Here is a 25,170-nt window from a genome sequence, read left to right as displayed (position 1 = left end):
CGTTTTTCATGTAGATGCTTTGTGTATGGCCGATGTTCAAAGCTGAGACTTGCTGAAATATTCGACGCGCTTTACAGTTGAAAATAGAAAAGACAGCCTGCCACCCGGGGATATGGAAATGTTCATTGTGCTTCTGCGTGCATCCCATTCTGTTTTTATTTCCAGGTCGTAGATACGGTAATTGCGAGCATCGTCAACATCATAATCCATATCTACACCTGCCACATTTGAGAAAATGAAGATGGCCTGCTGTTTTCCAGGATATTCAGGCAGACCTAGCAAGTTGATATTGATGTCATCTAGCTCTAACGTCAGTGTCCTGTCAGACGGATTTGCGCTTGCATGAAACCGGGCATCATGCAGCCCGCCAAGCGTGAGAAAAAACGCCGCGGGATCTGGTATGTCAGTGTGCATGATGAATATCTTTTGCAATTGCTTGTGGGCCTGCTCATCACGGCTCAGCACAAACATGGAACCGACACCAGCCCCCAATACATGCAAAGGCTGGAAATTCTCGACTTGTGACCAGAAAACCTGCGCTTGCTCACTTTGCTCATCAAGTATCGAAAACTCAAAGTGACTCACAGATATCACATGCTGCGCACGAGGTACCTCACCCTCATACACATACCATTCATCAAAACCAGGCGTCGGCAAATCGGCTATGTCTTGCACGCGCGGACTGACGGCCAGCTTATTGTGCAACACCCAGCCTTTTGCTATTTCTGGCTGATCAGGCATGTAAGGGCCGCCATCACAAGCAGCAATTGCTATATGCTGCCCCATAACCAGTTCAGGGCAACTCTGGATCAGTGTTGCCAGCGAGGGATCGAAGATATCTGTCCATACGATAACGTGATAGCCGTGACGGTAATATGTGTGTGTCTGCATCTGGGTATTCGGGTTGTCGCTGGTGAACGCCGGATTCATTTTCTATCTTCATCAGCACGATGAATGGGTTTGGCAAAAATGCCCAGACCGTTTGGAAAAGCTAAAGGTGCGCTGTAGCGGGCGATCCTGCTTGCACCAAAGATTAATAGAAAATCCGGACCTATGGCAAAGTAAAAAGCAGTAAATAAACCATAAATACAGGCTGCCACGGTAATGCCCAGCATGAGCTTATATGTCTTCTCATTCTTGAGCCAGAATAAAAATAGCAGGCTGCTGGAAAAAATCAGATGTACTGCTACCAGCTCCGGGTGCGTCAACATGCGTCCAACGCCTGTTCCTGGAGCGATGGGCCAGGTCACCCCCATGAGCTGACCACCCATAAGGATGAGTAGAGCCGCGATATGAAGCAACAAGAAAAACGCTGCGTCGTTGTAGGAGTTTTTCATTATAGGGAATAAGATCATTACCTCAGTTTTTCCGTGCTTGTAATTATGCAATATCTAGAGTGAAGACAGGTGTTTTTGCGGCGAGATGAAAAGGCCTTCGCCTAAGTCTTGTGCGAAGTTATCTTTGCTTGCCGTGTCCGCGACACCTGATCGTAAATCTCCTAAGTTTTCATATGATCTCTTTACTCAAGGCCGCAATCACAGCTTGCGAAAATTCATTCAGCCGCAACGCGCCAGAGTGACGCCCAGTGGCGGGGTGTAGTCTATGCCGTGACGGGTGTGGCGTGATAGTCATCATCAGGCAATTGTTTCGAGACGACTGACCTGTTAAACAGCATAGTTTTAATACTCACTCAGGTAATTCATAAATCTCTATCACGCCAGCCTGCTGAAGTTTCAAAACATCTTCCAGAGAGGCGGGAGTCAATGCATCCATCGAATAGCTGTAGATCATTCGATAATCTTGTTCTTCATCCCCATCTCTTCGGAAAATTCGAAGATCCACTTCAACTTTGTGCGGCCATGTCTCAAACTGCGGCATTGAAAACCCTTTTCATGATGTTTAATGTTTTAGATTGGTGGCGGCCCGCTTGCTGGATGTCAAGCGCAGGCTGTAGCGACCCCGACTGCCATGTTAAACGAAATTGACGGCATGGCTTGAATACCCCCATACCTTTAGAAGTCTGCCCTCCAAGGAGAAGGGGATTTTTGGCTCTGCCAAATGGGACTTGGCCAGTTCTATTTCGATCGGGTCGATTAGCAGCCACTCTAGTTCACGAAATGTAACTGGGCCTGGAGGTAGCGGTTCAAAATATGTTGGACTGGGAATTAAATATCGCGTGGTCCATCCATTTGGCTCCTCTTGCAATAGCCACTTTACATCAATTCTTAATGCAATATCTATGAGAGCCGGAAGCAATAAGCTCCATTTGGTGTTGTTCGTGTGACTTGCCAGATTCCGGCTAGTAATCTGGCGCAGCGCTTTTTCATGTACAGAACTCATGTCGTATAACGCTAAGTTGATCGGCAAGCCTGACCGCCCACAAGTTTATAAAATATGGAGCAGCATCGCTGCCAGCCAGATCGACCATCCAGTGAGCCTTAATAAGGTTCACTTGAAGAATCTCTGTAAAAATGGCTTTGCCGGTGGTAGATAAACCTCAGCAGGAATACCTATCAGTGCAGGCCCGGATAAGTATCCTCCATTGAAGGATCCTGATTCGTTGAAAGCACTATTTACAGCACCAAGCAAAGCACTGCGAAACGCAATGTTGCTGAAGGTATTACGCGGCCCGACATGATACATTTCATCTGCTACTTTACCTGCCATTTGAATGATAGGCTCATGCCTAAACTCCAACCGAAACCAATTGCCATGTTTGTCCTGTGCACTAAAAGTATCCGGCAATTGAATATCCACAGTGTGGGAAATTAGAACAATGCCAAAGACTTCAGGAAGCCAATCTATCAAGCGCCTTGCTAACATTTGTTCTTGAGCAAGTGCAGCAATTTCAACTTTTATTTCATCTTTAGAAATGCCGTCACGCCCAAGCACGGCGATGGCTTTTTGCAGGAGTTCTTCAGAAGGTAATGACAGCATGGAAGTGAGAGATTAACGTTGAACTGAGCGGCTGGCCGCCCAGAGAAATAAAATGAACTGTACCATATTTGGTCAGTTCGACTTGCGTGCTATGTTAGTGCATTTCTTTTGACGACGAGCTCAAATTTATTGAGGAGCAGGCCAAGAGAATGGCATACATTGCCCCTTTTTCTGCTCCATCCCACCATTGCCCTACCCAAACAGAGCCATACTCATCGATTTCATAAATAGAAAATTCTTTACCAATCATTTTCTTGATTTCAGCTCACTCATCTTCAGCCAATTACACGAGAGTCGTATTGATATCATGAATGATATCAGGCATTTTTTTCCACTCATATACATTTGATGTTTGCAAGCCTGCCAATAGGTAAATTGAACGACTTCAATCCGCCGCCCGTTCGACAATGTACAGCTGCTTGTGCTCGCGCTCTTCATACAGTTTTCTGTAATAGTCAGCGATCCTGAAGCTTTCGTAAGTATGCATCAAGATGCGGTTGCCATTGTCATCCAGACGATATAAATCATGGGCTTGCAGTGCTGCTTGCGTTTCAGGATGAGACTTCTTGATATAGGTGATGTTGGCTGTCCATAAGTGAACTTCATATGCATGCAACTGCAGATAATCCAGCACCGCATCAATTTCCAGCAAGTCCAGATAGATATTGCACTGGTCTATGCTGAGATGATATTTCAGCGTGATTCTATGTCCCCAAGGTAGCTCAAAAAACCAAAGTTCTACCGGGCCTGGGCTATCCCAGTCACTGGGATGATGTGCATGCTTTTCACCAAATCTGTCAACGAAGCTGGCATACGGAATGCCGATGGTAATGATGACAATGCCGTTGCTGATATCGGCGCGGGTGATGGGGCGGATGTTTTGCATGTGAGTTGTTTTGATCCGCTTATTTAACCCAACTCACTGCGCCGTGTTTTGATCAATTGCCTTGAGCAAGTTGCCAGGCCCAGCCATCTGCATTGACAATTTTTGCGCTGCATCGGCTGATTGTGCAGACATCGTCGCCAGGATGTTGTCTCGATTTTTTTTTTGCACTGTAAGTATCCGAGCTGGCTGCCAGCGTGTAAAGCGCGCAGGCAATCACTTTGTTTTTTGGTACGCCCTGACCATTTTCATACATCGTAGCCAATTCTGTCTGGGCACTGCCGTTGCCCTGTTCAGCCGATTTGCGGTACCAGCTCAAGGCCAAAGAGAATGTTTTGGGCACGCCTATGCCGTGTGCATACATATATCCCAAAGAAAATTGTGACTTGGCGTGCCCCTGGTCTGCAGCTTTGCGATACCAGTTGTAGGCTTGCGTGATATTCGGTGCCATACCTTCGCCATCACGATACATGGTGGCAATGTTGTGTTGTGCGCTGGCATTGCCCTGGTTTGCAGCTTTGCTGTACCAGGCCAGGGCTTGTGCATGATCCTGCTTTATTCCAAGCCCTTTGTTGTATATGTAGCCAAGGTTGAGTTGTGCACGTGGGTCTCCCTGTTCCGCCGCCTTGCGATACCAGACTAGCGCTTGTGCATAGTCTTGTGGCACAACCTGGCCAGTGTCATACATGAGCGCCAGATTATATTGAGCAACAGCTTGACCTTGCTCAGCGGCTTTGCGATACCAATTCATGGCTTGTACACGATCCTGGGTGATCCCCTCACCTTTGTCATACATATGCGCCAGATTGAGTTGGGCACCTGATGCACCCTGGTCAGCCGCTTTGCGGTACCAGGTTATCGCCTGCGCATCGTCCTTGGGGACACCTCGTCCAAGGTAATACAGGTAGCCAAGATTGAATTGCGCATCAGCATAGCCATGTTCTGCGGCCTTGCGGTACCAAATGATCGCTTGTGATGGATTTGCCGGGACAGCTTCCCCAAGTTCATGCATGACACCAAGCCTGAACTGGGCCAAAGGTATATCCTGATCTGCTGCTTTGCTAAACCAGTCTAGGGCCTGAGCATGGCTTTTAGCCACACCCAGACCCATGTAGTACAAATACCCAAGATGGAACTGTGCGCTGCCATCTCATTTTTCTGCCAAGGGCTTCCATTCTTTGAATGCTGTTGCAAAGTCCTTGTTTTTTGCTGCGGTAAGTCCGGCGGCAAAATCTGCATAAGCCAGGGACGTGTGGAGTGCAGTTGATAACAAAAGGAGGGGGATTATTTTGCGCATGGACATCTCGGTCATTGATGGGGGAAGATTTATTGTAAATGAAATAAGTAGATCGCAACAGGTGTGGCGCATGGATTACTGTGTAGCTTGCGTTGCAACGCACCGTTTATGAATGACGAAATTTTTTGAGAGACACTTGCCGGCAGAATAGTCAAGGCCGCAACCACAGCTTGCGAAAATCCATCCAGCCACAGCGTGCCAGAGTGACGCCGCCCAGTTGCGGACCATAATCTATGCCGTGGCGGGTGTGGCGCATGGGCAGTATCCAGGCTTGTTTTACCATGCGGGCGAAGCAGGCTTCGATGAGGGCGGCGCGTTGTGCCACGTCTGCTTCCGCAGCGATTCTTGTACTGGCTTGCGCCAGCCAGTTTCGTTCTGCTGCATCCATCATTTGCTTGACCAGTGACTCTCCGGCCAGCCAGCTATACAGGCCAAATTCCATATCGTTGTCGAGCACGTCACCGGCAATCACCACGTCAGCCCAATCCCGCCAGCCATAGGGGCCAAATTCTGGGAAGGGCAGGATGTGGATGGTGACATCTGCCCCTGCCTCGCGCAGCCTGGCTGCCACGCAATGCGTCAGCGCGATGTGGCTGTCGAGTTCGTAGGTCACTACGTCTAAGTGGCCTGGCAATGCTGGTGCTGTTGTCGTCGATTGTTCAGGTAAATGATTCCACTGAGGCAGCATGCCAAAAGCCATGGGGCGGGTTTCTTTCGCAGCCAACTCAGCCGCAGCGGGGCGCAACCAGGCACCGATGGCAAGGCGGGCGGCAGGCGTGGCAAATTCTGTGCGCGCCGGGTTCAGCATGACCAGGTCACAGCCTTGTTCTAAAGCACGTATCTGCGACCAGCTATCAGCACGTGCGGGTATTTGTTCGGGCGATGCATGTGCGAGGTGCAGGTCAACTTCAGGCAAGGGGCTGCCGTGTGGTACTACCCATAAATCGATTTCATCAAGCAGTGCGCGTTCGCGAAAATAGCCATCAAAAGCCGCCAGCGTCGCCCTGTGTTCATTATTGCGTATCAGCCGGAAAGCCCCGGCACCTATGGGCAGCGTGGCAAAATCTGCGCGCTGGGCATCATCCGCAGGCACGATCACGGCGGCATGATGGGCCAGCAGATGCAGCAACAAATGATCAGGCTTGTTGAGTTGCAGCTTCACGCTACGCTCAGTGCCACTGATGCAGACGAGGTGAGCAAACATGGCGCGGTAGGGGCCATCGCTATCGCGGGCGCGTTGCAGTGAATAGACCACGTCCTCGGCACGCACAGGGCGGCCATCGTGGAATTGCAGGCCGGGCCGCAAGACAAATTCCCAGCTACTGCCATCGGCACTGGCATCCCATCTGTGCGCCAGTGCAGGGATGATCTGTTCGCTGGTTCGGTCATATTCCGTCAGGCCAGCGCAAATCTGCATGATGATGTGCTGTTCAGTACGGCGGTTGATGTGAATGGCATCTAGCGCATGCAGGGGGCGATAGAAGGGCATGCGCAAAGTGCCAGCGCGGCCACTGCCAAGATAACCAGGCAGCGATTGCTTGAGGCGCTCACGCCCCGCACTGGGCAAGCCATCAAAGGCGGCTTCCAGTTTGCCGTCAGCCAGCAAGTGATGCAGCCTTTGCAGGCGCAGGCTTTCGTGGTCTTGCAACAGGATCAGACTTGAGCGGTGGCCGCGCCCGTTGCCTGGCTGCCAGTCTATCCAGCCTTGCTCTTGCATGCGTTTGAGCAGCAGGCGGGCATTGCGTTCGCTACAGCACAGGGCGGCAGCAATCTGGGCCAGGTCAGGCGCATTGGCGCTGGGGTGCCATTCGGCCAGGCGCTGGAAGTGATCAAGCAGGCGCATTACGGTAGTGTGAATAAAGGAGGAAAGAAATACCTGATTCTATCCGTTTTTGTCCTTCCGCCTTTGATATACGCTAGTGACATTACTCAACCCAGCCTTTACATTTTTCATGACCACTCCCTCGCTTTGGCAGCACGCCAGCTTTCGCCGCCTGTATGCATCGACCATCAGCTTTTCACTAGGCACGCAAATCTACCAGCTCGCCATGCCGCTGATACTCTACCAGTTGACGCAATCAGCCGGGGTCATGACAGGCATGCGTGCCGTTGAATTGCTGCCCAACCTGTTGCTGGCGATGTTCATTGGCGTCTGGGTAGACCGCATAGACCGTGGCCGCTGGGCACGTTTTGCCATCGTCGGCATCGTCGTGCTGACCGGCATGCAGGCGGTGTTGCTGGACCATGGCGCTAGAGCGCTGTCATTTTTCTTTATTACTGCCTTCCTGCTCATGACCCTGCATTATGTGTATGCGATTTGCCGCATGGGCATGCTCAAGGAAATGTTGCCAGAACAAATGCTGTTACCCGCCACCGGGCATCTGACGGTATTAAACCAGGTGTTCAGCATTCTTGGTCCGGCACTGGCTGGTGCAGTGATTTCCATACGCATGGACCTGGGCCTGTGGTTGCCCATGCTGGCCATGCTGCTGGCTGCCTGGCTGCTCAGGGACTTGCAACTGCCGGTGCGCAAGCCGGATGCCGAAGGGTACTGGAATGAATGGCGCGACGGCTGGCGCGTGTTGATCGCCAACAAACCCCTGTGGCACCTGGCCTGGCTGGTGGTCATCATCAATGGCAGCGCGGGCGTGGTGGATGTACTCTTTTTATTCCGCGCCCGTGACCAGTTGCAACTGGGTGCGGCAGAAGTCGGCCTCATGTATGGCGTGGCGGGCACAGGTGGCGTCATCGGCGGCCTGGTCGCCAGCCGCCTGCGCCAGCGCTTCGGCCTGGGCCGCCTGCTGGCGCTGGAACTGGGCGTCGAAGCCTGCTCCATGCTCTTGCTGGCCTGGGGCAACAGCATCCCCTTGTTGTTGCTTGCCCTGGGCATCAACAGCTTTTGCACCGTCATCGGCAATGTCTGCATCTGGGGCTACCGCCAGGAAAGCACAGACAGCCGCTACATAGGCAGGATATCTGGCCTGACGGGTTCGCTATTCAAATTGCTGATGCCGGTGAGCCTGGTGTTGTCAGGGGCACTGGTGGGCGACTTGCCGCTGGCGTGGATATTGAGTGCCTGTGCAGTCACGCATTTTTTACTGGTGCTGGGGACGCGGGTGTCGGCGGTTTATCGGGTGGAATAGGGGATGTCATCAGCAATATTGAGCGAGTCGCGTATCTTCTATACTGCTCCTAAGGGTAAGAAAGTAGGTGCGATTAGTGCAACGTAATCGCACGCATGTTTGACAGAAACTCTCCATGCTACTTGATAATAACGGGAGCTTTATGCGACTTAATCAAGCATGCATCTCATCCATTTTGAGATGAATAAGTGGCGACCATGGAACTTGCCAGTGACGCTTAGTCATTTACGGCACAGCATGCGTACGATTACGTTGCACTAATCGTACCTACAAGGGCTATGGTACTGGTTTGGGCATGAGCAAACCGCTGGCAAGTACTTGAGTTTCGCAGGTCTTGAGCGTACTTTTGATCCAGCGGGACTTGGGGTCTCGCTTGAGATGATTGCGCAGGGTATTGATCATCCTTATTGCTGCTTCGCCTTTGGCTAGCAGTAATCGTTGATTGGTTTCGCTTTCTTTTGACAAAAATTTTGCAGTTTCATTGAACAATGCTTCGGTACGCTGCAATTCTTCTTTGTGCATGAGTTGCCCCGCTTTTGAGCAAGCGGTATGTGTATAGTCAGCGACATACAAGCCTACCAGCTCACGGAAAAGGAGTTTCTCAGCCAGTTCATAGTTTCCTAAATCGAATGCCAAAATCCCTCTCGGCTGTTTTGATAACAAAGATTGTGGGGAATCATATTGACTAAGAAATGTAATACCATGCCTAGCAACGGCATCTATCGCACGCTCAAACTGACTCTCTGCCGCAGTCCATGAAGTTGACCCGGCATCTATACCACCCGCGCATAAATGGTTGCTGAATCCAACGCAGCGAGGGAAAGAGTCGCCAGACGACAACTGGTATCCCATCCAATACGGCCCAATCAAAATATCGAAGTACGGGTTGCCTCTCGCAGAAAAATTGAAACCAATCACCCAGACCAGTCTTTGATCGTCGCATGGAAAACGACAGTATATTGGTGTATCGTTTTTCCCTTTGATAAACCCCAGATCTGCCATGCGGCTTGTCAAGGTTTTGAAGTAGGTTTTTTTAAATTCTTGGTAGTTCACCATACTGCTCCATTCGACGTTTCAACGCACTCTACCCGCTGATTTCTTATGCTAACAACTTGCTTTACATCCTTATGATAGGTAGTTTATATCAGGCCGATCAATAATTATTATCGGCTCATACTTCAATGCGAAAATACAGGTATCTGCCCTATGAAGTAGTTTGCAAAAGTACGCTTTTCCTATTGTGTAACGAGTATGAACCCATTTGACAAGCCTGCAAAACAGGATTATTCTGTAGAGATGAAAACACTGAGCATACTCTTTTTTACCTCCGCCCTCCCGGCATGTCAGACGACATCCCGGGGCCGCTGATGTGTGCCCGTTGAAAACTCTGTAAAGAGTAAAAAAACAAAGGCCCACAAGGGCCTTTTTTGTTTTCCAGCACTTTGTTTCCGGCGCTCTGTTTTTGCCCTTGATATCCAAAAACTCAGCACCACTTTAGTCAGCACTTTGACCAACATACTCTCTTATTGAGGAGCCATATAACATGAAGTCAGCAGATGTAGAACGCGCGCGGGTCCACTGAAATGAGGGTGGTCGCATGGCCCCGCGGCGCTGTCACCAAGACAACCCACGACCGCTCGCTATGTAGAAAGTACCATCATGACGAACACCACACCCCGTGCCGCTTCCAACAAGGCATCTGCTCACACTGCGCGTAAGCATTGGCGCAACTTTGGCATCATCGCGCACATAGACGCTGGCAAGACCACGCTGTCAGAACGCATCCTGTTTAAAACCGGCGAAATCCACCGCACTGGCGAAGTCCATGAAGGCAATGCCACCATGGACACCATGGCGCTGGAAAAAGAACGTGGCATCACCATTGGTGCAGCGGCGACCCGCTGCGTCTGGAACGGCCATGAGTTCACGCTGATTGATACACCCGGCCATATCGACTTTGCGATTGAAGTTGAACGTTCGCTGCGCGTGCTTGACGGTGCCATCACAGTCTTGTCCGGCGTCGCTGGCGTGCAGCCGCAGACCGAGACTGTCTGGCATCAGGCCGAGAAACATGGCGTGCCCATGATCATCTTCGTCAACAAGATGGACCAGACCGGTGCCGACTTTGCCCGCGTGACTGAACAAGTGCGCAAGCATCTGGGTGCGCGCCCTGTGCCGTTGGCGATACCGATTGGTGCGGCAGATGAATTCACTGGCGTTATCGATGTCTTGCAACAGCGTTTCTTGCAATGGGATGCCAAGGGCAATATGACGGTAACGGCTTTGCCCGCAGAACTGCAGGCACAAGCCCAGGCTGCCTATGTGTATGCAGCCTCGGTCGCGGCAGAAGCGAGTGATGCGCTGACGGATGCCTATCTGGCGAACGACACGCTCAGCCATGCAGAAATCCTGCAAGGTTTGCGTACCCTGACGCTGGCCAGAAAAGCCACGCCCATGCTGGCCGGTTCTGCGTATAAAAACGCAGGCATAGAGCCGCTGCTTGATGCCGTGATAGCCTGGCTGCCTGCGCCTGATGACCGTGCTGCTCCCGTTGCGACATTGAACGGTGACAGCGTGACCGTGGCAACTGGCGATGCTGATCCTCTGGCGGCGCTGGTGTTCAAGGTGACGCATGATGAACATGGCTCGCTGGCGTTTGTGCGTATTTATGGTGGCAGTTTGCATGAAGGTGAAACCATCTGGAATGCTAGTTTGGACAGCTCTGTGCGCATAGGCCGTTTGTATGTCGTGCATGCGGATGAACGTACCAGTACCACGCAGTCTGGCGCGGGCAGTATCATCGCCATCGCCAACCTGAAAGACGCGCTGACAGGGCAAACCTTGTCTGGCAAGGCGCAGCCGTGGACGCTGGAAACCATCCATGCAGGCGAACCGGTAGTGGCCCTGGCGGTTGAACCAGGCAGTGGCACTGACCGTGCCAAGATGTTGGCAGCGCTGGACAAGTTTCGCCGTGAAGATCCGTCTTTGCGTCTGGAAAACAATGTTGAAACTGGCGAGACCATTTTGTGGGGCATGGGTGAATTGCATCTGGATGTGGTGCTCGAACGTGCCCGCCGTGAAGCTGCGGTGGATATACGTGTCGGTGCGCCGCATGTGGCTTACAAGGAAACCATGGGCTTGCCTATGGTCGAAGCAGAGGGCAAGCTCGACAAGCAAAACGGCGGCAAAGGCATGTATGCCCGCGTCGTTGTGAGGCTGGAATTGCTGGATGCCAAAGACGGTGAGTTTGCCTTTGCCAATGTTGTCAAAGGCGGTGTGATACCAACAGCGTTTTTCCCGGCTGTTGAAAAAGGCGTACAGCAGGCCATGCAGCAAGGCCCGCTGGGGCAAAAAGTGACAGGCGTCAAAGTCACTTTGCTGGATGGTGATTTCCATGCCGTTGACAGTAACGAAATGGCTTTCATCATCGCCGCCAAAGAAGCGGTGCTGACAGGCTTGCGCAAGGCCAACCCGGTCTTGCTTGAACCCGTCATGAAAGTGACCGTCGATGCTCCCGCGATCAACACGGGCGATGTCATCGGTGACTTGCAAAAACGCAGTGGCCGCGTCTTGGGCATCACAGAAAACACCGGTCGTGTTGAAGTGATAGCTGATGTACCTTTGACCAAGCTGTTCGGTCATACGAATGACCTGCGTTCTTTGTCACAGGGCAGGGCCTTTGCGAGTGCAATCTATGCACGTCATGCTGCTTGTGATGTGAATGAGGCGTCGTTTGTGTAAGGCGTGTAAGTTGTATTGAAGGTGGATGACGGGTGGATTGAAGTTTGGTTTGCCTGTTGTCTGCAAGGTAGAATGAGAAAAGCCAGGGCGTGTGCCCTGGCTTTTTTCTTTGTCATGTTTTTCGGTGAGTTAAGTTGCAAGCTACGTCGGGTAAGGGTAATTGTCATTTACTTGGATTACGTGTTTCGCCAGATCATCCGCCATAAATTATATAAACAATTGCTTTTTAAGATTTTTATATAATAATTCAAATGAATTATGATTCGCCAAATCTGTTTCGTTATCTTATTTTCAATGGGTAAGTCAGGGATATCACGGCGCTTGTTGATTAATAATAAGTGCAGCATGTGATTTAGTTACTTAGTATTTTTTAATTCCATTAAGCTGCGGTTTGTCCGCGAAAACTTGGTTTCCAATTAAATGAATACGTTTCTGAAGCGCCCAATGTTGGGCTGATGAAGCGAAGCCCAACCTACGGAAGTGCGGTTTGAATTCCATGTCTTGATGCCTTAATACTGTAATTTGTTGTATATGAATTAATACTGCTAATTTCATCGTAACCGTTTACCTCTGATAAACTAGAAATAATATACAACTAGTTGGTGACACGAGCGATGAGCGATGCCAGATGCCAAGCCACATTTTGGAGGCTTTAACATGAGTAACATCCGCTCCATCGACATGATGTTTCTTGACGATATTTTCGATATGAGTGGTGGCTACGTCCTCAATTTTAGTGATAGGACTTTTTCGCTCTTTTTTGCTGAAGAGCTTAATGTTGATATTGATGCCCCGATTTACTCTGTTAATGGTCGTTCGAAGGGGAAAAGATTACGTTGCTTTCTTCAGACAGTGGATAAGTTAACTGTCGTTCGCGTACTCAAAGTTTTATGGGAGTATCGCGAAGCACTACGTCAGCGTGTTGGGCGTGAAGAAACCGTCCAGAATGCTCAAGGCCGTCTTCTTGCATTAATTAACCTACTGGAAGGGAAAACTAATAACGTTGTGCCGGAATCAAAGCCAGCAATCCCACCAGTCCCAGCTTTTGATCGTCAAGTACTAGCACAATTGAAGATTGAATTGCTTGCACTGTATGAGCTTGCACCTCAAGCTAGAGGTTATGCGTTTGAGAAATTTCTTACCCGACTTTTCAATGCTTATGGATTGGCCGCACGTGAGCCATTTCGCCAGAAGGGCGAGCAGATTGATGGCAGTTTTCAACTGGCAAGTGAAATTTATTTATTGGAAGCAAAATGGGAAGGGCAGCCGACTGGCGTTGCCGACCTGCATACATTTCATGGAAAAATCGAACAAAAGGCAGCTTGGACACGCGGCCTATTTGTGAGTAATTGTGGTTTTACAGAGGATGGTTTAGTGGCATTTGGAAAAGGCAAGCGCGTCATTTGTATGGATGGTTTAGATATCTGCGATATGCTGGACCGAGAAATCCCACTTAATCACGTGCTAGAGCGCAAGGTTCGATGGGCAGCAGAAACTGGAGTACCGTTTATTCGCGTTCGTGACCTATTTCAGAAATAATTTCTTAGCTCGCGATTGAATCAATCAGTTCCCGTGCTGCTTTACAGTATCTTTAAACAAGTATCTGCCTAACCGGTTTCACCTTAGGCACCCCACCTTTCCTCGCTTGTGCCAAATCATATTGCATCTGCAACCTTAGCCAGGTCTCAGCATCACCATTGAGCCATTGCGCCAGGCGTAATGCCATGTCAGCGCTGATGGCAGAGCGGCCATTGATCATTCTGGACAGAGCGACGCGGGACACTCCCAATTGTGTGGCGGCGTCGGTTACGGTCAGGCCCAGTTCAGGTAATACGTCTTCACGTATTGTCAGCCCCGGATGGGGAGGGTTAAACATCTTCATCATTATCCTTCGTGATAGCTTAGTGATAGTCCTGATAATCCACAATTTCTGCATCTTCACCAACAAAGCGAAATGTCAGTCGCCAGTTGCCGCTCACCCATACTGACCAATGGCCGGATAAAGTGCCGGACAAGGGATGCAAACGCCAGCCGGGTATATCCATATCCCTGGGTTCTTTAGCAATATGCAGCATGGCGAGTTGGCGGCTGAGCTTGCTTGCATGGGCGGCATTGATGCCAGCCTTGCTGCCAGAAGTAAAGAATTTCTCCAGGCCTTTATGAGTAAAATTTTTTTATCATTAGCTGTATCTTATAACGTTACACGATGCATTTCAATTGCTTATGTATGCAGGATGCACAATTTTTCAATTATTGGTAATTTTAGTATTAAACAGTGCTGTTTGTAGATATGACATTTATTGGTGATAAGTTGTGTAGTTGGTTTGTTGAAATGTGATTTGGTGGTAACAGGTTTCACCCCTTTTTGCTCCAGCGCATTCTTGCAAGCACGCACATGGTGCATCTTTTCCTGTACCCTGCTTTTGATGGTAGGTTAGTTAAGTTTCTTCGCACCAAAGACCAGCATTCCTGCCGAATTGACTGGTACAAAAATTGCTGGCTATAAATATTCCCATTGCATATCTGGAAGTATTTCACGCCATGCATGAATCCATCTCTCTATCCCATGCTTCATTCTTGCCAGAATATGTAGAACACTGCAGCACACCTGAACTGCGGGCTTTACTTGCAAAGACAGCAAGCATGGATGCGGTCGAGCAGGCGGCAGCATTTGGGCGCTGGTGGTATCACGCTGCTAGTGATGAGATTGTGTTTTCCATGGTTGCGGCGAATATGCTGGGTGTGGCGTCTGGCTGGCATGCCGCGCTGGGGGCCGGGTTTACCAAAGTGCTCATGGATGACTTGTTGCAACTGCATGCCATGCTACACAATGCGGCTGCCGGACGGGTACAGATAGAGTATGAATTCCGTATTTTCAATGAAGGCAGCGGGCTGCGCTGGTTGCGTCTGCAATCCCTGCCGCCAGCGCAAGTGCCTGAGTCTGGTGCATCTGGCATTTGCGAAGGCATCCTGACAGATATTACGACAGCCAAGCACGCAGCCATGCGTGAGCGCCTGAGTTTTGAAACAACCAGATTGTTTGTCGGAGCGGATTCCATCGGAGTCGCCGTCACCAAGGTCATACAACTGGTATGTGAGAACCTGGGCTGGGATTGGGGCGCGTATTGGACTGTTGAGACAGATACGCTTGAGGATAGTCAACTGAAGCTGCAAAATTATTGGCATGCTCAGCAAGAGACATTGAGTTTGTTCACGCAAGAAAGCCAGGCCCTGCAAGTGCGCCCGGGTACTGGTTTGGTAGGGCAGGTGTGGCAGCAGGGCGAGCCACGCTGGGTCGAAAACATGAACAGCGATGAAGATTTTTTACGCAATAAAAGCGCGGCCCTGTGCCAGTTGCGTTCTGGCTATATCTTCCCGGTGGCGTATATCACCGATGAAGGTGATCGTCATTGCCCCGGTGTGCTGGAATTTTATAGCCGCCTGACACGTCAGAGCGAAGCGCAATTACCGACCCTGTCGGCCACCATAGGCGCACTCATCGCGCAAACGGCACAAAGGCTGGAGCAGCAAGAAACCATACGCCAGTTGGCGCAAATCGATGGCCTGACTGAGTTGGCCAATCGCAGCCATTTTTATCAGATACTGGATGCCGCCTGTAAAAGAAGCGCCGCCAATGGCACGGTATTTGGCTTGATTTTTATTGACCTTGATCGCTTCAAACCTGTCAATGATGCCTTTGGTCATGAAGCTGGCAATGTGGTCTTGCGCGGCTTTTCGCAACGAGTGCTGGCACTGTCTATACCTGGCAAACTGGTCGGGAGGCTGGGCGGTGATGAGTTTGCGATACTGTACCAACCCGATGGCTCCGGCATGCCATTTATTGAACAGCTTGATAGCCTGGTCAAGCAAGTGCTGCATGCTGCGCAATTGCCTTTCATGTTCAATGGCCATGAAATTACCGTCTCGGCCAGCATAGGCATCAGCATCTATCCTGACAATGGTCTGACCGGCCCCGAACTTTTGCGCGGTGCCGACACCGCCATGTACCGCATCAAAAAAAATGGCCGCAATGCCATGAGCTATTTTTCCAGCAGCACCTCGTATACGCTGGCGGTGCAACAATCTGACCTGGCCCAGCGCCTGACCATGGAAGCCGAATTGCATCAGGCCATTGCCGACAATGGCCTGTACCTGGAATACCAGCCCATCTTCGCTGGCAACGGCCAGATCCATGCGATAGAGGCCCTGATACGCTGGCGTCGCGCCAATGGTGACATCGTGCGGCCTGATGTCTTCATCCCTATTGCCGAAGAAAGCCGCCTCATCATCCAGATTGGTAACTGGGTCGTGCACCGCGCATGCCACGACCTGGCACGTTTGCACCGTTGCGGTTTTGAGAACCTGAAAGTGCATGTCAACATGGCCGCCTCTGAATTCACCTCTAGCAGCTTGCCGGATGAATTGCGCGCCATCGTCGACAAATCCGGCATCAAGCCCCATCACCTTTGCCTGGAGCTGACAGAAAGCATGCTCATGCACCAGCCAGACCACGTCATCCCCATCATGAGCACCTTGCGGCGCCTGGGTTTTGGCATCAGCCTTGACGATTTTGGCATGGGCTATTCCTCACTCGCCCACTTAAAAAACCTGCCCATCTCATCAATGAAGATAGACCGCTCCTTCATCAAGGGCCTGCCACAACAAAGCGAAGACCGCGCCATCGTCCGCACCATCATAGAACTGGGCCGTAACCTGCGCCTGAATGTCATTGCAGAAGGCGTAGAAACCGACAACCAGCTTGCCTTCTTGCGGCAGTTTGGGGATACGCTAATACAGGGTTTTGTGCTGAGCCGCCCCAAGCCTGTCGACGAGTTGATAAGGGTGTATGGGAGGGGACTGGAGTTGCCGTTGTTGGGCAATGCCTAGTGGGTATTCTCAAACACAGTTTGGAGGCGACTATCTAATTTTGCCTGCGCTTATGGTTACATAAGTCTGGGCAAACTGTGCCATCTACTTATTTGGATGCCCTCTCTATCGTCATTCCTGCGCAGGCAGGAATCCATTGTATTCAAAGCCATGCGCTCGAACATTGTGAACATGGTGTACGCCGCATTAACGTCAGATAGAACTCTGCTAATCGTATCCGTGCGCCCTACGACCGGGCCTTTGCTAACTGCAGCTGTGAGCATGGCAATAGCAACTTGCATGGTGCACCCTGCAAGTTGCTGGTTATTCCATGTAACCGGACTTTGCGCAGATGGGTCCCAGCCTGCGCTGGGATGACCTTGAATTGGGTTAGGGTCATCTCAATTTTTTTGAATTTCAAATCAGTAACGAATATAGACAATGTCAGAATTGGCTGGCCCGGTTCGCCTGCATCCATCCAGCTTATTCACATTTTCTTACACTAATATTTGTTTAATATATTTATTTTACTATACTGATCTCCAGCTGCCAGCATCACGCGCAGCGACTGCCCCGATAACATCTTCCATCAACTGCTCTCTAACATCGGGGGAGGCTCTTCCTTAGTCAACAGCATTAGCATTAGCAGCATCGACAGTTCAGATATTCACCTAATTTTATTCGGAGACAATATGAATTCATTCAAACTTATTTTGATGTCCGTTGCAATTTCAGTGTTTCAAATCAGTACGGCCTATGCGGGGAATATTTCCCTACGTGTCGCTTACAGCGATGGCAGACAGGGTACGAGCTTTACGCCGGTTCACGCTGAGCTTGGCGAATTTGCCCTCACGCCCAGTTTGGCAGACGGTGGCCAAAGTGAAAAATGGCGTGTCGTCGCCAAAAATGCACAAGGGACGGTCATCCATGAAGTGCTGGTGCGTAACGCCCAGCAGCGGCATGTTGAAGTATTCGACCCCAAGACCGGTGCCATTGATGTGTCGCAGCAGGTCAGACAAGCCGATGGTGTCTTTGAGGTTTCGATGCCTTTTGATGAGAAGATCGCCAGTATAGAAATCCAGCAGCAAGCCGCGGGTGATGCACGTATGGCGCTGCCACCGCCGCAGCCAGTGGTATTTGGCCGCTCTTCACTGGAGAAAATCCTGCGTAGCAGCCAGGTAGAACGCATGCAGGCCCCGCCACCTGCAGCGACTGCCACCACCATCATCAATAACGGCCCGGCCAATGCGCGCATGGATATTGTCTTTGTCGGTGACGGCTACACGGCTGCCGAGATGAGTAAATGGCACACTGACGCGCAGAAAGTCATTGATGGCTTCATGAACGACCCCTTGTTTGCAGCCAACCGGGCCAGCATGAACGTGCACCGCGTCGATATCGCCAGCAATCAATCGGGAGTGGACGAGCCGGACAGAGGCATCTACCGCGACACCGCCATGGATGGCAACTTCTATTGCTATAACATCGATCGCCTGCTCTGCGTTAACTCGACCAAGGTCTACAACATCGTTGGTTCGGTACTGGCACCTGACCAGCGCGATGTCATCGTGGTGGTGTCCAATTCCACCCGCTATGGCGGTTCTGGTGGCGAGATAGCGACCTTGTCCATGCATGCCCAGTCAGTGGAAATTGCCCTGCATGAGATAGGCCACACCGCCTTTGCCCTGGCTGACGAATATGACTATGGCACCTGCAGCCTGAGCGCTGAGCCCACCTCCGGTGATGTATCACTGAACGGCACGCGCAATGTCAAATGGGGTGGATTGATCTCGTCTGCCACTGCGGTACCAACTGGCCTGGGGCAGTATCCCAACGGGACGGTAGGCATATTCCAGGGAGCGCAATATTGCAAGACCGGGAAATACCGCCCTACAGAAAATTCGCGCATGCGCACGCTTGGCTATCCATGGCACGCGGTCAACGAAGGCCTGGCCAGGACAGTGTTTGCTTCGTACACACCAGCGGGCGGCCCAGTCACCCAGACCGGCAGCCTGGCCAACGGCGCCACGGCCAATGCGCCCAGTGCATCACCTGGCTATGTCCAGGCAGGCAATGGCACCTATAGCGTACAGTTGAGCGGCCCGGCAGGCACCGACTTTGACCTCTACCTGTATAAATATTCGGGCAGCGCCTGGGTCAAGGTAGCCAGCAGCGAAGGCAGTTCATCGACCGAATCTATCAGCTATGCAGGCGCGGCGGGCTATTACTATGTGCAGGTCAAATCGTATTCTGGCAGTGGGAATTACACGGTGACTTACACCTTCCCACCCAAGTAGTGGCTATGCAGGCGTTTTGTGCTTTTGTCGGGCAAAGCGCCTGTTCTGGATTGAAGTGGGAGTACCGTGAGCAGTGTGTAGGGCGCGTTGGGCTTGTTATGGATCGCGTACCGTCGGCGGGATAAAAACGAGAGTCATGGCAGCCAAGCTATCCCACCACCTTTGGCCAGCTAAACCTGAACGCCGCCCCGCGTGGCTGGTTGGCGGCAAGGCTGATGCCGCCGCCGAGTGACTCTATGGTTTTCTTGATGACAGCCAGGCCCATGCCGCTGCCTTCTACTTCGTCGCGGGGGCGCAGGGTCTGGAACATGGCGAACACGCGTTCGTAATGTTCGGGGGCGATGCCGGGGCCGTCGTCGGCGACTTCGAAGAGGTAATATTGTTCGTCAGGGGAAGGGAGTGAACGCACGATGATGTGGCCGCTGGCTTTGTCATGGTGTTTGATGGCATTGTTGATGAGGTTGCGCAAGACCAGTTCAAGGGCCACCTTGTGGGTATGGTCTTTGGGGAAAGTCCCTTGCAGTTCCAGCGCATACGAGGCATCGCTGCAGCATAGTTCAAAGACATCGCGTACCATCTCGGCAAAGTCTATGCATTCTGTGCCGCCGCCCAGGTTGTCGGCGCGGAAGTAGAGCAATAAATCATCAAGCAGTTTTTCCATGCGGCTGATGCGCACGCGCATAAGGTGCAGGTGTTCGGTGGTTTCTTCATTGATCTGGCCTTCCAGGTCTTCGGTGATCCAGGTGGCCAACTGGTTGACGCCCCGTAGTGGCGCTTTTAAATCATGCGAAGCGACATAGGCAAAATCTTTCAGTTCCTGATTGCGGCGAGATAGTTCGTCGGTAAAGCGTTTGCGTTCCGACATATCGACGATGGCCGACAGGGTCTTGACACCATCAGCAGTGTCGATGGGATTGAGCCCCACTTCAACCGGGAATTCTGTACCGTCCTTGCGCAGGGCATACAGCTCACTGGCCTTGGCAATGGTAGCTGCTTCTTGCTGGGCAAAGTAAGTGGCAGGCAGGCCGGGATTTTGTTCACGAAAACGTTCGGGCACCAGCATGTCCAGTGGCTGGCCCATGAGTTCTGTGCGGGTATAGCCAAACAATTGTTCGGCGCGGCCATTCACCATTTCTATCAGGCCATTGCTGCCCACCAGTATCATGGCATTGGGGGCGGCATCCACGACCTGGCGAAAATGTCTTTCGCTTTGTGTCAGGCGGGCGGCCATTTTATAGCCATTGCTGAAGTCGCGTGCGCTCAGCGACAGACCAAAGATATTGCCGCTGGCATCGCGTATGGCTGAGATGGTCAGTGACACCGGTATCTCGCTGCCATCGGCACGCCTGCCCATGGTTTCGAACTGGCCTATGGCACTGTTTTGCTGCAGCAGCTGTGTCAGGGCGACATGATCAGGTAATTGCCCGGCAGGGAAGAGCGATTCAAACGGCTGGCCAAAAATAACATCATGTGCATGCCCGAACAAGGTGCTGGCGGCATGGTTCCAACTGATGATGCGGCCATTCAGGTCACTGCCTATGATGGCATCGTCGGATGAGTTAACGATGGCGGCTAATAATGAAAGCGGCGCATCGTGGTTGCCGGTATCTGTGCTGGCATTTGTGCCGGTATTTGCGTTGGTATTGGCCATAATCTTAAAGCGCCTCTGCCGTATTGCGTGGCCAGGTGAATTTGAACATGGCACCGCGTGGCTGGTTGGCGCTCAGCTTGATGTTGCCACCCAGTGACTCTATGGTTTTTTTGATGATGGCCAGGCCCATGCCACTGCCTTCGACTTCATCACGCGGGCGCAGGGTCTGGAACATGGCGAAGACGCGGTCATTGTGTTCAGCCGCGATGCCGGGGCCATCGTCACAGACCGCAAATTCCAGCCACTGATCATTCGGGATGGAGTGGATGGCGATGCAGCCGCGTTTGGTATCGTGATGTTTGATGGCATTGCTGATGAGATTGCGGAACACCAGTTCCAGCGGCACCTTGTGGGTATGGCAGCGCGGGAAATCGCCTTGCAGTTCCAGGCTGAAAGACTGGTCAGGGCAGCACAGGTCAAACACATCGCGTACCAGGTCGGCAAAGTCGATGTGCTCTACCGTGCCACCCAGTTGCCCGGCGCGGAAGTAGAGCAGCAAATCATCCAGCAGCCTTTCCATGCGTTTGATGCGTACGCGCATCAGGCGCAGGTGTTCATTGGTGTCGTCATCGATCTTGCCGGCCAGGTCTTCTGTCAGCCAGGTAGCCAGTTGATCAACGCCTCGTAAAGGCGACTTGAGATCATGCGAGGCGACATAGGCAAAATTGTTCAATTCCTGGTTGCGCCTCGACAGCTCATCGGTGAAGCGTTTGCGTTCCGAGATATCGACAATCGCTGACAAGACCTTAAGGCCATCGGCAGTTTGTATGGGATTGAGACCAATTTCAATCTGGAATTCGCTGCCGTCCTTGCGCAAGCCAAACAGGTCGCGGCCTGTGCCCATGGCGCGGGTGCTGGGGCTGGAAAAATAGCCGGTGCGCAAGCCAGGGTGCTGTGGCCGGAAGCGGGCAGGGATGAGTACTTCCATAGGCTGGCCCAGCAGTTCTGCCCGCTGGTAACCAAACAGGTGCTCGGTTTGGGCATTGACCATTTCTATCATGCCACGGCTGTCTATCATGACCATGGCATTGGGCGCGGCTTCCACCACGAGGCGGAAGCGTTCTTCCTGGCGCTTGCGTTCGCTGATATCGACAATGGCGGACAAGACCTTGAGGCCGTCGGCAGTTTCTATCGGGTTCAGGCCTATCTCTACCGGGAATTCTGTACCGTCCTTGCGTAAGCCAAACAGGTCGCGGCCAGAACCCATGGTACGGCTGCTGGGGTGGGCAAAAAAGTGTGTGCGCAAACCGGGGTGATGGGCACGGAAGCGTGCGGGTATCAATACTTCCATGGGCTGGCCCAGCAATTCTTCGCGCTCATAGCCAAAGATTTCTTCGGTCTGGGCATTCACCATTTCTATCATGCCCTGGCTGTCTATCATCACCATGGCATTCGGCGCTGCTTCCACCACGAGACGGAAGCGTTCTTCCAGGCGCTTGCGTTCGCTGATATCAACAATGGAAGACAAGACTTTGAGACCATCCGCAGTTTCTATCGGGTTCAGGCCTATCTCCACCGGGAATTCTGTACCATCCTTGCGCAAGCCAAACAGGTCACGTCCTGTGCCCATGCTGCGGCTGCTGGGTTGAGAAAAAAAATGCGTGCGTAATCCGGGATGGTGGTGGCGAAAGCGCTCAGGTATCAAAATTTCCATGGGTTGGCCCAGTAATTCTTCGCGTTCATAGCCAAAGATTTCTTCAGTCTGGGTGTTCACCATTTCTATCATGCCCTGGTTGTCTATCATCACCATGGCATTCGGCGCGGCTTCCACCACGAGACGGAAGCGTTCTTCCTGGCGCTTGCGTTCAGTGATGTCAACGATGGCAGACAAGACCTTGATGCCATCAGCAGTTTCTATCGGGTTCAGGCCTATCTCTACCGGGAATTCTGTGCCATCCTTGCGCAGCCCATACAGCTCACGCCCCTGGCCCATGACGCGGCTGACAGGGTTGGCAAAATAACCGGTGCGCAGGCTGGGGTGATGGCGCTGGAAGCGTGAAGGGATTAAAATTTCCAGAGGCTTGCCGAGCAGTTCTGTGCGGGTATAACCAAAGATGGTTTCGGTCTGCGAATTCACCATTTCGATGAGGCCGCGACGGTCTATCATCACCATGGCGTTCGGTGCGGCATCCACCACCTGGCGGAAATGGCGTTCGCTTTGCGTCAGACGGGCAGCCATGCGGTAACCGACGCTAAAGTCACGCGCAATCAGCGACAGGCCGATGATATTGTCGCCCTCGTCACGCATGGCAGAAATGGTCAATGCTACTGGTAACTCAGTCCCATCCTGACAGCGCCGCATGGTTTCAAAATGGCCTATCGAAGCGCCTTGCTGCATGAGCTTGATCAGCGAGAGATGGTCAGGTAATTGTCCGGCGGGGAAGAGGCTGGCAAAAGGGCGCTGGTAGATCGCCGTGGCGCTATAGCCAAACAGGATTTCTGCCGCATGGTTCCAGCTCAGGATATTGCCGCAGAGGTCGCTGCCTATGATGGCATCGTCAGACGAATTGACAATGGCAGCCAGCAGAGCATGCTGTTCATTCACGTAATCTGACTGGTGATTGCTATCTGCTTCATTGCGGTCCGATGGGGTCATGGCGGAAGCTTCCGGTCAGGTAGCGATCTTCAAATTCACTCGATGGAATAGGGCGTGAGTACAAAAAGCCCTGCAAAAGTTCACAACCACGTTCAGCACAAAACAGTGCCTGTCGCTCAGTCTCTACACCCTCGGCCACCAGCGACAATTCCATGGTCTGGGCAAAGGCGATCATGGCAGACAGCAGCCGTTCTTGTGACTCACCCTTGCCGACACCGGCGACAAAACTCTGGTCTATCTTCAGCACATGGATAGGGAATAACTTCAAATGCCCGAAGGATGAATAGCCAGTACCAAAATCATCCAGCGACAGTTTGACCCCGCGCCCCACCAGCTTGTGCAAGATCGCGGCAACATGGCTGGGGTCACGGATCAGGGCATTCTCGGTGATCTCAAGCTCCAGATAACGCGGGTCCAGGCCACTGGTACGCAAGGCTTCATCCACGGTATAGATCAGGTTGTCACCCTGCAATTGTATGGCTGATACATTCACCGCCATCGTCAGGTCTTGCGCATGCAAGAACGGCAGCGAACGCCACTCCTGCAACTGCGCGCAGGCAGTGCGCATGACCCACTGGTCTATTTCAAACATCAGGCCCAGCTCTTCAGCCATGGGCAGGAAGATGCCCGGTGTCAGCACACCTTCTACCGGATGGTGCCAGCGCAGCAGCGCCTCCATGCCACCTATGCTGCCATCGAAAGGATTGATCTTGGCCTGGTAATACACTTGCAGTTGTTCATTGCGCAGGGCGTGACGCAAATCACGTTCCAGGTACATGCGATGGCGCACGGCCTGATGCAACTGGTCAGAATAAAAATGGCTCTGGTTGCGGCCCTCCTGCTTGGCGCGGTACATGGCAATGTCGGCACACTTCATGAGTTCAGTCGCATCGTTGGCGCAAGAACCAAACACGGCAATGCCTATGCTCATGGTCACGTGCCATTCAAGGCCATCCAGCACGATGGGTTTCTTGAATGCCTCGACCACGCGGGTGGCCAGCAAGATAGCCTGGTCAACCCTGTCCATATCCTGCACCAGCACCACAAACTCATCCCCACCCAGGCGCGCCAGCAAGTCGCTGCCGCGCGTGGTGGTGCCCAGGCGGCGTGCTACCTTGATGAGCAACTGGTCACCAATCGCATGGCCATAGGTGTCATTCACATTCTTGAAGCGGTCAAGATCAAGCAGCAGCACCGCCATCTTGCCATGCAGGTTCTCACGCTTGGCACGGCTGACGGCAAAGGCCAGCGCCCTTTCAAAATCATAGCGGTTGGCCAGGCCAGTGAGGGCATCATGTTCGGCCAGCTCGCGCAACTGGTTATAACTGCGGCTGAGTTCAGATTCGAGCTTGTGGCGGTGGCGTGCCTGGTGCACGGCGCGCATCAGGCGGCGGGCATTGACTTCTTCTTTCAGCAAAAAATCTTGCGCACCGGCTTCTATGGCTTGCTCGGCCAGGCTCACATCTTCCTGGTGCGTCAGCATGATGATGGCAGTGTGATGGGTTTTATCCAGGCGCAGGCTTTTTAATACTTCAATGCCGTCACGGTCAGGCAGGCGATAATCGAGCAGGATAACGTCGAACAGGGTCTCCTTGGCTTTCAGCAAACCATCCAGGGCATTATTGGCTTCAACGATTTTTACGCTGACAGAAACCTGTTTCAGCGCACGGATAACATTGCGCCTGTCGATTTCATCATCGTCAATGATGAGGATATCAAGGGTAGAGGTTTGTGGGGGAGCGGTCAGCATCATGATTAC

Annotated in this window: 18 protein-coding genes and 2 pseudogenes; 5 read left to right on the top strand and 15 right to left on the bottom strand. The window is 52.0% G+C overall.

Annotated elements, in window-relative coordinates; genetic code table 11:
* Positions 1-36: 36 nt before the first annotated feature.
* The 9 genes and pseudogenes from AC3WQT_RS00780 to AC3WQT_RS00740 form a co-directional block, all read right to left on the bottom strand.
* On the bottom strand, positions 37-930 hold the full coding sequence (locus AC3WQT_RS00780) for a hypothetical protein (RefSeq protein WP_492701285.1): 894 nt from the start codon (positions 928-930) through the stop codon (positions 37-39).
* Positions 927-1,337, bottom strand: coding sequence for a hypothetical protein (locus AC3WQT_RS00775; RefSeq protein ID WP_492701283.1), 411 nt, complete (start codon positions 1,335-1,337; stop codon positions 927-929). Before AC3WQT_RS00775 ends, AC3WQT_RS00780 begins: the two co-directional genes overlap by 4 nt.
* A gap of 349 nt (positions 1,338-1,686) precedes the next feature.
* Positions 1,687-1,878, bottom strand: a complete 192-nt coding sequence (locus AC3WQT_RS00770; protein WP_492701281.1) for a hypothetical protein — start codon at positions 1,876-1,878, stop codon at positions 1,687-1,689.
* Positions 1,879-1,971: 93 nt separating this feature from the next.
* Positions 1,972-2,340: a DUF6678 family protein gene (locus AC3WQT_RS00765; RefSeq protein WP_492701279.1), complete on the bottom strand. Its 369-nt coding sequence runs from the start codon at positions 2,338-2,340 to the stop codon at positions 1,972-1,974.
* Positions 2,341-2,448: 108 nt separating this feature from the next.
* The gene (locus AC3WQT_RS00760; protein WP_492701277.1) at positions 2,449-2,937 is read right to left on the bottom strand and encodes a hypothetical protein; all 489 of its coding nucleotides are present in this window, start codon (positions 2,935-2,937) and stop codon (positions 2,449-2,451) included.
* Positions 2,938-3,322: 385 nt separating this feature from the next.
* A complete protein-coding gene (locus AC3WQT_RS00755) occupies positions 3,323-3,823 on the bottom strand; it encodes a hypothetical protein (RefSeq protein ID WP_492701275.1) in 501 nt (166 codons plus the stop codon).
* Between the two features lie 52 nt (positions 3,824-3,875).
* Entirely contained in the window at positions 3,876-4,139 is a 264-nt protein-coding gene (locus tag AC3WQT_RS00750; RefSeq protein WP_492702505.1) for a tetratricopeptide repeat protein, read from the bottom strand.
* Positions 4,116-4,952 (bottom strand): annotated as a pseudogene (locus AC3WQT_RS00745) (SEL1-like repeat protein); the annotation flags it as partial. The gene AC3WQT_RS00750 and the pseudogene AC3WQT_RS00745, both read right to left, overlap by 24 nt.
* Positions 4,953-5,268: 316 nt before the next feature.
* On the bottom strand, positions 5,269-6,960 hold the full coding sequence (locus tag AC3WQT_RS00740) for an ABC transporter substrate-binding protein (protein WP_492701273.1): 1,692 nt from the start codon (positions 6,958-6,960) through the stop codon (positions 5,269-5,271).
* A gap of 109 nt (positions 6,961-7,069) precedes the next feature.
* Between AC3WQT_RS00740 and AC3WQT_RS00735 the strand changes: the two genes are divergently transcribed.
* Complete coding sequence (locus AC3WQT_RS00735; protein WP_492701271.1) at positions 7,070-8,260, top strand: MFS transporter; 1,191 nt, start codon at positions 7,070-7,072, stop codon at positions 8,258-8,260.
* A 276-nt stretch (positions 8,261-8,536) separates the two neighbouring features.
* Here the strand turns inward: AC3WQT_RS00735 and AC3WQT_RS00730 are convergent, their stop codons facing one another.
* Complete coding sequence (locus AC3WQT_RS00730; protein ID WP_492701269.1) at positions 8,537-9,316, bottom strand: hypothetical protein; 780 nt, start codon at positions 9,314-9,316, stop codon at positions 8,537-8,539.
* A 603-nt stretch (positions 9,317-9,919) separates the two neighbouring features.
* On the opposite strand from AC3WQT_RS00730, the gene fusA reads away from it, so the two are divergent.
* On the top strand, positions 9,920-12,001 hold the full coding sequence (gene fusA, locus AC3WQT_RS00725) for an elongation factor G (protein WP_492701267.1): 2,082 nt from the start codon (positions 9,920-9,922) through the stop codon (positions 11,999-12,001).
* 657 nt (positions 12,002-12,658) lie between these two features.
* Positions 12,659-13,540, top strand: a complete 882-nt coding sequence (locus AC3WQT_RS00720) for a restriction endonuclease (protein ID WP_492701265.1) — start codon at positions 12,659-12,661, stop codon at positions 13,538-13,540.
* 52 nt (positions 13,541-13,592) lie between these two features.
* Here AC3WQT_RS00720 and AC3WQT_RS00715 read toward each other — a convergent pair whose 3' ends face one another.
* On the bottom strand, positions 13,593-13,886 hold the full coding sequence (locus tag AC3WQT_RS00715) for a HigA family addiction module antitoxin (protein WP_492701262.1): 294 nt from the start codon (positions 13,884-13,886) through the stop codon (positions 13,593-13,595).
* Positions 13,887-13,902: 16 nt separating this feature from the next.
* Positions 13,903-14,163, bottom strand: a pseudogene (locus AC3WQT_RS00710) (type II toxin-antitoxin system RelE/ParE family toxin); the annotation flags it as partial.
* A 379-nt stretch (positions 14,164-14,542) separates the two neighbouring features.
* Between AC3WQT_RS00710 and AC3WQT_RS00705 the strand changes: the two are divergent.
* Both AC3WQT_RS00705 and AC3WQT_RS00700 read left to right on the top strand, forming a co-directional pair.
* On the top strand, positions 14,543-16,888 hold the full coding sequence (locus AC3WQT_RS00705) for a putative bifunctional diguanylate cyclase/phosphodiesterase (RefSeq protein WP_492701260.1): 2,346 nt from the start codon (positions 14,543-14,545) through the stop codon (positions 16,886-16,888).
* 671 nt (positions 16,889-17,559) lie between these two features.
* Positions 17,560-19,164: a M64 family metallopeptidase gene (locus tag AC3WQT_RS00700; RefSeq protein ID WP_492701258.1), complete on the top strand. Its 1,605-nt coding sequence runs from the start codon at positions 17,560-17,562 to the stop codon at positions 19,162-19,164.
* A gap of 148 nt (positions 19,165-19,312) precedes the next feature.
* Here the strand turns inward: AC3WQT_RS00700 and AC3WQT_RS00695 are convergent, their stop codons facing one another.
* Genes AC3WQT_RS00695 through AC3WQT_RS00685 form a run of 3 tightly spaced genes read right to left on the bottom strand, consistent with a single transcriptional unit; the run spans position 19,313 to position 25,164 of the window.
* Positions 19,313-20,815, bottom strand: a complete 1,503-nt coding sequence (locus tag AC3WQT_RS00695) for a sensor histidine kinase (protein WP_492701257.1) — start codon at positions 20,813-20,815, stop codon at positions 19,313-19,315.
* A gap of 4 nt (positions 20,816-20,819) precedes the next feature.
* The gene (locus AC3WQT_RS00690) at positions 20,820-23,411 is read right to left on the bottom strand and encodes a PAS domain S-box protein (protein ID WP_492701255.1); all 2,592 of its coding nucleotides are present in this window, start codon (positions 23,409-23,411) and stop codon (positions 20,820-20,822) included.
* The gene (locus tag AC3WQT_RS00685; protein ID WP_492701253.1) at positions 23,389-25,164 is read right to left on the bottom strand and encodes a GGDEF/EAL domain-containing response regulator; all 1,776 of its coding nucleotides are present in this window, start codon (positions 25,162-25,164) and stop codon (positions 23,389-23,391) included. The genes AC3WQT_RS00690 and AC3WQT_RS00685 overlap by 23 nt, the downstream gene beginning before the upstream one ends.
* Between the last annotated feature and the right edge of the window lie 6 nt (positions 25,165-25,170).

This window comes from Undibacterium sp. FW305-107, assembly GCF_058788535.1.
This window is presented reverse-complemented; position numbering and strand designations above follow the sequence as displayed.